At 44.9% G+C, this 1,190-nt stretch carries 1 protein-coding gene; it reads left to right on the top strand.

Features of this window, described 5'->3' with window-relative positions; genetic code table 11:
• On the top strand, window positions 1-1,190 hold a 1,190-nt coding region (locus B7705_RS00120; RefSeq protein WP_142358208.1), incomplete at both ends, for a discoidin domain-containing protein.

Below are 1,190 nucleotides of genomic sequence, written 5' to 3'. Positions count from 1 at the left end.
TTAACAGACACCAACGTTGATGCCTTGAAGGAAACACCAGTGGTGGATAGCTTAGGCAGTTACGAACTTCAAATTCCAGCTGGAACCAAACTCCCTGCTCATAGCTATCTAGGAATGAAGCTTGACCGTATCCATCAGATCAAGAGCATCCAGCTCCAAGGCCAAGCCAACCCTGCTCTTAGCCTAGAGTATTCTGCAAATGCGCAAGAGTGGACGTCAGCTAGCCAGTTGAAAGACAGATCTGTCGCAACCCACTTGGTACGTTATGTTCGTCTGGTCAACAAAACGGATCAGGAACAAGCTGTGACAGCCACTTCTCTCCTTGTGACAACCAAAGAAGTACAACCAACCAAACTAGAATCTACAACTATGGGCATTCATCCAACATACGGCAGCAATGATGTTCGTAAACTGAACAACCTAGATCAACTATTTGACGGTGTTTACAACAACTTCGTTGAGTTTTCAGACTATGCCCATAAAGATGGTCATGTAACCTTGAAACTTGGTAGCGAACGCACGATTAAGAAAATCAGAGCCTACATCCAAGACGGAACTCAAAACTATCTTCGTGATGGTAAGATCCAAGTCAGCCAAGACGGTAAAACTTGGACAGATGTCGTGACAGTAGGAGATGGTGTGGCCAATAGTCAACACGATGATTCTCTGACAGATGGTTGGACACATGATTCTAAGATGCCAGGAAATCGCTACATCGAGGGTGAATTGGCTACACCAGTCAAAGCCAACTATCTCCGTGTTCTCTATACTGCAGACTATGATGCTCGTTTTGTAGGCTTTACAGAATTGGTCATCAATGATGGTGAATTTGTCAAACCAATCAATGATCCGACAGTAGAAGGAAACAGTGGAGAAAGCCAAGGCAATCTCTACAACAATCTTGTAGACGGAAAAGTCTTGACCAGCTACAAGTCTGAAAAAGACAAGGGTGAATTGGTGTATCACTTATCTGAGCCAACCAATGCCAACCACCTTCGTCTTGTTTCCAGTCTTCCTGAAGGAGCTAAGGCACGTGTTCTTGCTAGAACACTCAAGGATGGTCAAGACAGTTGGACAGACCTCGGTGCCATTACATCTAGTCTCCAAACCTTCGCTATCCGAAATGGTGGCTCTCTTCTAGACGTCAAATTAGTCTGGGAAGGTGGCAAGGCTGAGTTTTATGAATTGGC

It is taken from the genome of Streptococcus oralis subsp. dentisani (assembly GCF_002096685.1).
Taxonomy (GTDB): Bacteria; Bacillota; Bacilli; order Lactobacillales; family Streptococcaceae; genus Streptococcus; species Streptococcus oralis_AD.
This window is presented reverse-complemented; position numbering and strand designations above follow the sequence as displayed.